Source organism: Roseomonas sp. TAS13 (assembly GCF_001950415.1).
In the GTDB taxonomy this organism is placed as follows: Bacteria; Pseudomonadota; Alphaproteobacteria; order Acetobacterales; family Acetobacteraceae; genus Roseomonas; species Roseomonas mucosa.
In genome coordinates, this window is record NZ_BDLP01000308.1 from 1 (window position 1) to 5,187 (window position 5,187).

The window sequence follows — 5,187 nt, forward strand, 5'->3', positions numbered from 1 at the left end:
GGGCTGCTGGGGCGGAACGAGGCGCGGGCCGAAAGCAGGTAGAAGGCGATGTCGTTGCGCCCCCGGTCCACCGCCGCGTCGATCGGCGTCAGGCCCAGGACGTTGCGGGCCTCCAGGTCGGCGCCGCGTGAAACGGCGTCGCGGGCGGCGGCCATGTCGCCCCGGGTGATGGCGTCGAAGAGCTCGTCGTTCGGCGACATGCTGGACACGGGCTTGTCCGACGGGATCGCGCCGCCGGGGCCGTTGCCGGCGCCGGGCAGGGGCGGCGGCGCGACCGCTGGCGCCGCGCCCGGGGTATTGGGCTGCAGCGGGCCGCGCGGGCGGGTCGGATCATACTGCGCCTGTGCGGCCACGACAGGCAGCAGCAGGGTGGCGAGGCTGGCGAGGAGCAGGCGGCGCATAATGCGTGCCTGTCTAGCGGGCAGAGCGGCTTTCTGCCAGCGGGGAAATGGGGCGGGCTCCGTTCGGGCCGGTGAAGGGGGGGCCGGCCCCGTGGCCCTCAGGCGCAGCCCTCGCCGCGATAGGTGAAGTCCTCCACCCGGTCGGCCCGCAGGGCGAAGGTGATGCTGCAGGTCACCGGCGCCCAGACCGTGGTGGGCGGCCCCCAGACCCCGCCCCAGCCGAAGGGGCGCCCGCCATAGCCGAAGCCGCCGCCCCAGAAGGGATCGCCGGGCAGCGCGGTCAAACGCTGGCTCTGGAATTCCAGGAACTTCCGCCCGTCCGCCTCATAGGTCCGCACCGGCACGCCCAGGGTAGAGACCAGCTTTCCTTCCGACTGCCCCACCAGCGGCGAGAGCCGCTGCGCCAGGGTGGGCCCCGGCGCGGCGCAGGCCGTGGCAAGCAGGGGGAGCGCGAGGAGGAGGCGTTTCATGACGATCTCAAGATAGAGCGCGCCGGGACAAGGAAAAGAGGCTTCCACCCCGGGGCCCCCGCTCCCTGGCCCGGCGGCGCCGGAGGATCAGGCTGCCACGAAGCTCTGGGTCCGCACCAGCCGGGCATAGAGCCCGTCCCGCCGCATCAGCTCGGCATGCGTGCCCTGTTCCACGGCGCGGCCCCCCTCCATCGCCACGATCAGGTCGGCGTCCCGCACGGTGGAAAGGCGATGCGCCACCACCAGCGTGGTCCGCCCCGCCCGCAGCCGGGCGATGGCCTCCTGCACCGCCGCCTCGTTCTCCGCGTCCAGCGCGCTGGTCGCCTCGTCCAGCAGCAGCACGCGCGGGTTGCGCAGCAGGGCGCGGGCCAGGGAAACGCGCTGCTTCTGCCCGCCCGAAAGGCGCGAGCCGCCTGGGCCCAGCACCGTGTCGTAGCCCTGCGGCAGCGCCGACAGGAAGCCGTGCGCGGCGGCGGCGCGGGCGGCGTCCTCGACCTCCGCCCGCGTTGCGCCGGGGCGGCCGCTGGCGATGTTGCTGAAGGCGGTGTCGTCGAAGATCACCGCATCCTGCCCGACATAGGCGATGGCGTCGCGCAGGCTGGCGAGTGAAACCTCCCGCACATCCGCGCCATCCAGCGTGACCCGGCCGCCGGTCACGTCGTAGAGGCGCGGCAGCAGCGCCAGGGCGGTGGACTTGCCGGCGCCGGAGGGACCGACCAGCGCCAGGGTCCGCCCCGGTTCCGCAACGAAGCTCACCCCGCGCAGCGCCGTGTCGCCGCCCTCGTAGGCGAAGGCAACATCGGCGAATTCCACGCGGCCATGGCCCGGCGGAAGACCGGGTGCCCCGGCGGGGGAGGCGATGCGCGGCTTGGTGTCCATCACGGCGAAGACCCGCGACAACCCGGCCAGCCCCTCCTGCAGCGCCGCGTTCAGCGAGCCCAGGGCCCGCACGGGGCGGGAGGCGATGAGCAGCGCCGCGACGAAGCCGGTGAACTGCCCGACCGTGCCGGCGCCCTGCGAGACGCGCCAGCCGACCACGGCCAGGATGGCGGCCACCGCCACGCCGCCGATGGCCTCCAGCATCGGGTCGAGGCTGGAGCGGATGCGGTTGATGCCCATCAGCGCGGCGCGGAGCTGCGCGAAGGCGCCGCGCGCCCGTGCCTCCTCGCTGTCCTCCAACCGGTAGGTGCGGACCACGCGGGCGGCGGAGAAGGATTCCGTCAGCGTCGCCGCCAGCTCCCCCACCCGGTCCTGCATGCCGCCCGATGCGCGGCGGATGCGCTTGCCCAGGCGCAGCACCGGCACCACCGCGACCGGATAGAGCAGCGCCGCCACCAGTGTCATCTGCCAGTCCAGCCAGACCATGGAGCCGACCAGCCCGACCACGGTCAGCAGGTCCGCCACGCCGTTGATCGCCTTGGTCAGCGCCTCCCGGATCGCCTGGGCATCGGCGGTGAAGCGGGCGGCGTGCCGGGCCGGGGCCTCCCGCGCCACGATGGCCAGGTCGGCGCGGGTCAGCGCGCGGAACAGATCGTTCTGCACCGACTCGATCACCCGCAGCACCACGGCCTGCACCGAGACCGCCTGCCCGTACTGCGCCAGAGCCTTGAGGCAGGTCAGCAGGATGATGGCCGGCGGCACCAGCCAGGTGATCCGCGGGTCGCCGCTGGTGAAGAGGTCGAAGGCCTGCTGGATCACCACCGGGTACAGTGCCGTCAGCCCGGCCACCGCCCCGGTGCAGAGGATCGCCACCAGGATGCCGCGCGGATGTTGCCGCACATAGTCGCGCCAGAGCCGCCCGGTCAGGGCGCGGGTGGTTTCGGCGGAAATCGGGGGATGCTTGGGACGGGCCATGTCGGCAGGGGGATTAGAGCGGATCGGCGCCGAACGGTATTGCCCTTCTGCGCGGAGACGCCTTGCCCCCGGGGGCAAGGCGCCGCGTGGGAACAGCCAGGACGGGCGGCCTGCTAGACCCGGTTGCGGGCGGCGTCCACCGACCAGGCGCCGCCGCCGGCCACGAAGAGGTAGAGGAAGATGAAGCAGAACAGCACGGCGGCATCGCCCCCGTTCACGGCGGGGAAAAAGCTCTTCGGAAAATGCGCGATGAAATAGGCGAAGGCCATCTGGCCGGCGCAGACGAAGGCCGCGGCGCGGGTGAAGAGGCCGAGCGTCAGCAGCACGCCGCCGACCAGCTCGATCACCGCCGCGAACCAGCTCAGGGTCAGGAAGTCCGGCTGGTACTGGGGCGTCGGGAAACCGAAGAGCTTCTGCGTGCCGTGCGCCAGGAAAAGCAGTGCGGTCATGATCCGCAGCACCGAAAGCATACGGGGGGCCCAGCTCGGGGCGAAGACGTCGTCCTGGGGCATGAGAGGCTCTCTGACGGTGGAGGGCCGCTTATGCGCGCCCCTGGCCGGTCGGCCAGTGGCCTTCCGTGATATCCTTCATCAGTTCCGTCAATCGGGCACGGCAGGCTCCGGCATCCGCCCGGCAGCCGTCCTCCCGCCACCAGGCCTCCACCGCCCGCAGCATTCGCCCCAGCTGTGGCCCGGGCGGCACACCCATGGCCAGGGCGTCGCGGCCCTGGAGCGGGAATCGCGGCACCGGCATCGACGCGATCCGTGCCCGCAGCGCCGAGCGGTCGCGCCCGTCGCGCAGCTCGGCCAGCCAGGCTTCGCGCGGCGGCGCTCCGGCATCGCCACGCAGGGACAGCCAGCGGCGCAGGGCATCGTCATCCGGCGCCGGGTCAGGCGGGATGTCCCGGTCCGTGAGCTCCTCCAGCACCTCCCGCTCCTCGTTGGAGAAGCGCAGGCGCCGCGCGATCCGTCCGCCGGCACCGCGCAAACCGGGGGGGAGCAGCGCGGCGAGGCGCAGCACCGGGTCGGGGGGCAGGCCGGCGGCGATGCCGCGCCGCAGGGCGCCGATGCGCTCCGCCAGGGCCGCCGGTTCGGGGATGCCGGACAAAGCCTCGGGCAGGATCGCGGCCAGCACCCCGGTATCCAGCATCAGCCGCAGCGCGCCGGAGGGGTCGGGTGCGGCCAGGAGGCGCTTCGTCTCGCTCCAAACCCGCTCGGCGGACAGCCGGGCCAGCCCCGGCACCGCCTGCCGGATCGCGGCCAGGGCCGCCGCATCCGGCGCGCCGGTGCCGTAGCGGGCCTGGAAGCGGAAGAAGCGCAGGGCGCGCAGATAGTCCTCCCGCAGCCGCGTCGCCGGGTCGCCCACGAAGCGCACCACCCCGGCGGCCAGGTCCCCCCGTCCGCCGAACCAGTCCCAGAGATTGCCCTCCGCATCCATGGACATGGCGTTGATGGTGAAATCGCGCCGGGCCGCGTCCTCGCGCCAGTCGGCGGTCCATTCCACCTCGGCATGGCGGCCGTCGGTGGCGACATCGCGGCGCAGGCTGGTCACCTCCACCGGCTCGCCATCGCCGATCGCGGTGACGGTGCCATGGGCAAGGCCGGTCTCCACCACCTTCAGCCCGGCGGCGCGCAGCAGCGGCACGGCGGCCCCGGGCGGCAGCGGCACGCCGACATCCACATCGGCGATCGGCCGCCCCGCCAGCGCGTCGCGCACGCAGCCACCCACGGCGCGCGAGCCCGGCAGCGCCCGCAACACCGCCAGCGGGGCGCCACGAGTCAGCCGTTCCGGGGGAGCCAGCCGGGCGTGGGGGGCGCCGTCAGGGTGTTCGGGGATCACGTCGTGGGGGCGCATCGGGTCTCCGGTCTCTCCGGATGCTGTCATGGGGCGCCATCATGGCGGCCCGGCATGGCCGCGCTCGATCCGGCCATCCGGCTCCAGCCGGGCCGGCACATAGGTGCTGCCCTGTTCCATCCGGCGGGACAGGCCATAGGCCGCCAGGCCCGCCGCCGCCAGGGCCAGCCCGGCCCCCGCCAGGGCGAGGAAGGGCCAGGGCAGGTCCTCCTCGCCCGGCCGCCCCGGCGCGGGACGCGGCCGGAACCGGCGCCAGAGCAGGAAGCCGGCGAAGGGCGCCAGGAACAGCAGCACGGGAACGAGGCGGAGCAGCATCAGCCGCGCAGCAGCAGGGCGAGATTGCGCAGGATTGCCGCGGTGGCGCCCCAGACGAGATGCTGCTCGTGCGGCCAGACCCAGAAGGTACGCTCCCGCCCTTCGACAAGGCGGGTGAGCCGCTGCGGCTCTGCCGGGTCGAGCAGGCGGGCCAGCGGGTACTCGAAGATCTCCGCCACCTCGGCGGGGTCCGGCGTCACGGTGAAGGGCGGGCGCAGCAGGGCCACCACCGGCACGACATGGTAGCCGGTGCCTGTCTCTTGATCACATCTACGCACAGCTCCACCGTAAGG

At 73.6% G+C, this 5,187-nt stretch carries 5 protein-coding genes and 2 pseudogenes; all 7 read right to left on the reverse strand.

Going from position 1 to position 5,187, the window contains the following annotated elements:
• Nucleotides 1-401: pseudogene (locus tag ROTAS13_RS18800) on the reverse strand (ankyrin repeat domain-containing protein); the annotation flags it as partial.
• A gap of 98 nt (nt 402-499) precedes the next feature.
• Nucleotides 500-871 carry a hypothetical protein gene (locus ROTAS13_RS18805; protein ID WP_019459639.1) on the reverse strand — a complete coding sequence of 124 codons (372 nt, stop codon included), beginning with the start codon at nt 869-871 and terminating at the stop codon, nt 500-502.
• An 87-nt stretch (nt 872-958) separates the two neighbouring features.
• On the reverse strand, nt 959-2,725 hold the full coding sequence (locus ROTAS13_RS18810; protein ID WP_075823091.1) for an ABC transporter ATP-binding protein: 1,767 nt from the start codon (nt 2,723-2,725) through the stop codon (nt 959-961).
• A 113-nt stretch (nt 2,726-2,838) separates the two neighbouring features.
• On the reverse strand, nt 2,839-3,237 hold the full coding sequence (locus ROTAS13_RS18815) for a DoxX family protein (protein WP_075823092.1): 399 nt from the start codon (nt 3,235-3,237) through the stop codon (nt 2,839-2,841).
• Between the two features lie 28 nt (nt 3,238-3,265).
• Nucleotides 3,266-4,579, reverse strand: coding sequence for a CCA tRNA nucleotidyltransferase (locus ROTAS13_RS18820; protein WP_139323443.1), 1,314 nt, complete (start codon nt 4,577-4,579; stop codon nt 3,266-3,268).
• Nucleotides 4,580-4,618: 39 nt separating this feature from the next.
• Nucleotides 4,619-4,894: a hypothetical protein gene (locus ROTAS13_RS18825; RefSeq protein ID WP_075823093.1), complete on the reverse strand. Its 276-nt coding sequence runs from the start codon at nt 4,892-4,894 to the stop codon at nt 4,619-4,621.
• Nucleotides 4,894-5,187: pseudogene (locus ROTAS13_RS18830) on the reverse strand (hypothetical protein); the annotation flags it as partial. The gene ROTAS13_RS18825 and the pseudogene ROTAS13_RS18830, both read right to left, overlap by 1 nt.